This window comes from Mycobacterium sp. (assembly GCF_052144515.1).
GTDB lineage: Bacteria > Actinomycetota > Actinomycetes > Mycobacteriales > Mycobacteriaceae > Mycobacterium.
On record NZ_JBKQQD010000219.1, the window covers coordinates 1 to 3689 of the forward strand.

5 protein-coding genes are annotated in these 3689 nt (G+C 64.0%); 3 read left to right on the top strand and 2 right to left on the bottom strand.

Going from position 1 to position 3689, the window contains the following annotated elements:
* Window positions 1-336: AMP-binding protein (locus tag ACLP9N_RS15400; RefSeq protein WP_442408235.1), on the bottom strand; the 336-nt coding region annotated here is incomplete at its 3' end.
* A gap of 641 nt (window positions 337-977) precedes the next feature.
* Here ACLP9N_RS15400 and ACLP9N_RS15405 point away from each other — a divergent pair.
* Both ACLP9N_RS15405 and ACLP9N_RS15410 read left to right on the top strand, forming a co-directional pair.
* Complete coding sequence (locus tag ACLP9N_RS15405; RefSeq protein ID WP_442408236.1) at window positions 978-1781, top strand: GAF and ANTAR domain-containing protein; 804 nt, start codon at window positions 978-980, stop codon at window positions 1779-1781.
* Window positions 1782-1974: 193 nt separating this feature from the next.
* Complete coding sequence (locus tag ACLP9N_RS15410; RefSeq protein ID WP_442408237.1) at window positions 1975-2592, top strand: hypothetical protein; 618 nt, start codon at window positions 1975-1977, stop codon at window positions 2590-2592.
* 165 nt (window positions 2593-2757) lie between these two features.
* On the opposite strand, the gene ACLP9N_RS15415 is transcribed toward ACLP9N_RS15410, so the two are convergent.
* A complete protein-coding gene (locus ACLP9N_RS15415) occupies window positions 2758-2871 on the bottom strand; it encodes a putative zinc-binding metallopeptidase (protein WP_442408239.1) in 114 nt (37 codons plus the stop codon).
* Between the two features lie 216 nt (window positions 2872-3087).
* On the opposite strand from ACLP9N_RS15415, the gene ACLP9N_RS15420 reads away from it, so the two are divergent.
* Window positions 3088-3552, top strand: coding sequence for a hypothetical protein (locus ACLP9N_RS15420; protein WP_442408238.1), 465 nt, complete (start codon window positions 3088-3090; stop codon window positions 3550-3552).
* Window positions 3553-3689: the final 137 nt, after the last annotated feature.

The following is a 3689-nucleotide window of genomic DNA, read 5'->3' on the forward strand; positions in this document are numbered from 1 at the left end:
CAGGATGTAGGCGATGCCGCCGGCGTTGGTGGTGGGATACACGGTGGTGGTGGCGGCCCCGGCACACATGATCGCCAGATCGGCCAGGATCCACTCGTATCGCGTGCTCGACGCGATACCGACTCGCTGCTCGGGTTCGATGCCCAGCGCCAGCAGGCCCGCCGCCAGCGTCTCGACGCGGTCCGCGGTCTGCTGCCAGGTCGCCGAGACCCAGTCGCCGGCAACGAGGTAGCGGAAGGCCTCCTTATCCACCGACGTCTGGACGCGGTCAAGAAACATCGACGCCACATTCGTCGCTGTGGTGGTTGTGGAGGTGCGGTCGCCATTGATCGTCATTGGGTCTTCCCAGCGTTCGTCACTCTCTGCTGCCAATCGGCGGCCGAGGATTAATCTCTTATCGTTGCACTGTCCTATGCCACCGCGACAGCTTGGGTATCAGCGAACAGAACACTCGAGCAGTCCTCCATTCACGGTGGTGACTGGTTGGGGTGAGGGCGCGGCGGCAGCACTTTCTCTGGCGAGGAAGGCGCCCAGTTCACCGATCGCATTCATCAAAGGCGCCCATTTGATCACCGGCATGTGAGGGCTCGGAGCCAAAGCTCCTCGAGTTAAGCGGCGGACGGCTGAACTCATCCCGGACCAGCTGAAATTCTCGGCATCCTCGACACTACGCCCGTTGGACTGCTCGTATCGACCAACTACTCATCAATCCCGCGCAGCGTGGGGCTGATTGACCCGTGCACGGCGACTGTGAGACGAATTGTGGGAGCAAACGGGCCGGTATGCGTTCGAACAAGGGGAAACAGTGATTTGGTCCCGTTGCCGGGGTAGCAGACTACCCGCGCGACAGTGTAATTCGACGCCGCCGCTGCCGGCGCTACTATTGCCTTGACAACCATCTCGTGACGGTTGCGCCGCTTCTGGGGCGCTGGGCTTCGGTGTGGTGCCCAGTCCCGGCAAGATTGTTGGGTGCAGGTATGACGGTGATACGCGAGGACGCCGACGGCTTACCGTTGGGGTCGCTGAGCGCGCAGCAGGCTATCGCTGATGCCGCCGACTTGCGCGCCGGGATCGACGACTTGGCGGGCTTGGTGGCCGGCAGTCTGGGGTTGCCTGAGTTGCTGACTGAGGTGTCGACGTTCGCGGTGCATGCGATACCGGGCGCCGACGGTGCCGGGGTGACCTTGTTCCGGGTCGACCGGGTGGACAACATGGTGGAGGCGTTGGCGGCCAGCGCTGCCTTTGTCGCAGAGATCGACGAGATTCAGTACGTGACCCTCAAGGAGGGACCCTGCATCACCGCGGCGCTGGAGCGGCGCACGGTGCGGTCGGGGTCGTTGGGTGGGGAGAAGATGTGGCCTCGGTTCGGTCCGCGAGTGGGCCGCTTGGGCGTGCACAGTGCGCTGTCGCTGCCGCTGCTGCTGTCAGATCAGGCGATCGGGGCGATCAATGTGTACGCCCACGGCAAAGACGTCTTCGATGAGCACGCCGCCGAACTGGGGGAGCTGTTCGCCAAACCCGCGGCGGTGGCGGTGCACAATGCCCAGATTCTCGCGCACGCGTTGGCGCTGACCGCCCAGTTGCAGACGGCGCTGTCGACGCGCCCGGTGATCGATCAGGCGATCGGCCTAATTCGGGGACGCAGCGGGCGTAGCGCCGAGGAGGCGTTCACTCAGCTGCGGGCGATCAGCCAAGCCGAACACCGCAAATTGGCCGACGTGGCGCAACGCATCGTCGATGAAGCCGTGCGCCGCGCCCGCGCCCGGCACAACCCGACCTGAGCGCGAACCCCAATTCGACCTACGGCTGAACTGTCGCTGCACGGTGTGACGCGCGTAGGTTGGAGGGCGGGGAACAGTCAACGCGACGGGTCCTGGCTCGCGTCGCGAGTTCCCCACCGGGCAGGGCGACTCGCCTGTTCGGCATCGGCAGGCTCGATCCGCGCTCGGGAGCGCCCAGCGGAGCAATCCTCTCATGAAGATCGGTGCGGCCCTGGCCGCCGATTTGGGCATCCTCACCGCCGTCCTGGATGAGCCCGGCGCCGATGTGCTGCACAGTCTGCACCAATTGGGCGTCGACGCCCAAGCGGCGGTGCCCACCTATCTTGGTCTGAGCGTGACCGTCGACGGCAGTGATCCGCCGTTCACGTTCACCACCGTTGAGGACGGCGCGGCCGACGGTGTTCGCACCTCGCTTCGGCTGACGCTGCCCGGTGTCAATGACGGCCGGGCATCGCCGTCGGTTGCCCTCACGCTCTACGCGGGCACGCCGGGAACATTTGTCGACCTCACCGCGGACCTGTCGTGGCTAACCGGCCGCCCGCCGAGCGACTTCGCGCTCGATCAGCACCTCAACGTCCCTGCCGGGTCGAGCGGCGGGACATATCTGCGAGCGACGTCGGTCATCAATCAGGCCATCGGGGTCCTCATTGGCCGCGGCTACACCCCGGTGCAAGCTCATCAAGAACTGGACACCCAAGCTGATAGCGCGGGCATCGATCGACACACCACCGCCCAATTCATCCTCGACACGCTCACCGCTGAGGACCCGACCGATGCCGAGCGCGCCGATCAGAAGCCCAACATCGGCTGAGTGTGTTAAGCACGTAAAACCGCGCAGCGCGGTGGCTCCCATACCATCAGCAGGGAATACACCACGATCGTGCGGATGGCCTTCTCCGCCGACGGAATTTGTTCGACGAACATGTCATGCCACATGTGAACCCCTTCGCCTCCAGCCGGAAAGAACCGAATTATGCTAGCGGCCAGGCCAACCGGGCCGCGCGGAGGAATCGATCAGCGGTGTCTGCAAGTAGTACGCGAATGTCTCGGCCCAGTCCTCGGTCGGGTGCGTGGCCGCATATGAGGAGATCTAGGATCCGGCCAGTATTACTGGGACGTCGCAATATATGTGCCGCCACAAACCCATCGCTGATGCGACCTCGCCGGTACGGCAACGGTGCGCTAGGGGTTCGTTGAGCAGCTCGTGACCAGTGCCGCTGGGCGGTGCGGCTGAATTATCGGCGCCGATCACGCTCAGCAGTTCATAATGAACACGGGCCGGTGATACTCCGCTGAGGGGGACTGAATGATCGACAAAGAGCAAGCGCAGCACATGACTGATGTTGCCGGCGAGTGCAATCGGCTCAACGAGATGTCGCAACCGCTAGGGTATGCGGTCACCGCGACCGCGAGCGTCGAAGACCAATCCACGCAGCAGTTTACGGTTCATCGGCTGGACCAGACCGTCGCCAGCGGCCCCAAGTTCGCAACTACCGAGGGGGTTCGTGCTCACCTCGAGGCAATCGCGAAGCTACCACTTTGGCGACTGGATCTCGTGAACAACAGCGCGATCGTCTTCGATCCAGCGGAGCTGGAGGTCACCGATGCCACCACCGGTGAGAGCTTCAGCTTCAGGGGTTGGGGCTTGGGAGTCGCACAACTGGCGGCAAGCGGCCACGGCCCAGGCGCTCAGGAGGGGGTAACGAATCTAGCTGTCCGTTCTGAGGATCCTCCAACTATCGGGAATTGGTACAAGTCAGACGTGGGGTGATGGTGCGCGGCCCGCGAGATGGTCATCGACGCTCTTGACGCTAGGGGCGGGCGACACCGAACGCTGCCGGGCCCTTACCACCTGGCTGCACACCTACAATCACCACCGCGGCCACACCGCACTCGGCGGGCAACTAG

Bases quoted from the DNA above. Each gene is read 5' to 3' on its own strand.
- ACLP9N_RS15405 (WP_442408236.1), top strand. From the start codon at position 978: ATGACGGTGATACGCGAGGACGCCGACGGCTTACCGTTGGGGTCGCTG.
- ACLP9N_RS15410 (WP_442408237.1), top strand. From the start codon at position 1,975: ATGAAGATCGGTGCGGCCCTGGCCGCCGATTTGGGCATCCTCACCGCC.
- ACLP9N_RS15420 (WP_442408238.1), top strand. From the start codon at position 3,088: ATGATCGACAAAGAGCAAGCGCAGCACATGACTGATGTTGCCGGCGAG.